The 363-nt window shown below is 32.0% G+C and carries 1 pseudogene; it reads right to left on the bottom strand.

What is annotated here, in order from left to right:
- Nucleotides 1–363: pseudogene (locus CAMP5053_RS08440) on the bottom strand (hypothetical protein); the annotation flags it as partial.

Below are 363 nucleotides of genomic sequence, written 5' to 3'. Positions count from 1 at the left end.
GTCTAGTATGTGTTTTTTATAAATAAATTCTAAATATTCTGGTATATAATAATAAGGTGCATTAGGATAGCCTTGTGGAGGAGTTAGAGCTGCTAGTTTGGCTTCTAAAATAAGAGAATTCATATATAGCTTTGCTTCTTCTTTAGTCCAATCATTGGGAATGTCTAGCTCATATCTATCCCTATAGCTTCCTATAGCACCTCTAGTAGAAGTATGAAATTCCAATCTACTCTCTGGAGTAGAATCTATATCTCTTGGATCTTTTATTTTACCTTTTTTAACCCTATCCTCTAAAGCACGAATAATGTAACCTTGACTATCGATAACTATATTATTTTCATTTGTGGCTATAGTTTTATTCAC

This window comes from Campylobacter sp. S4:11 (assembly GCF_024723695.1).
GTDB classification, from domain to species: domain Bacteria; phylum Campylobacterota; class Campylobacteria; order Campylobacterales; family Campylobacteraceae; genus Campylobacter_D; species Campylobacter_D jejuni_C.
Note: the sequence above shows the minus strand (reverse complement) of the source record. Positions and strands in the feature narration are given on the sequence as shown.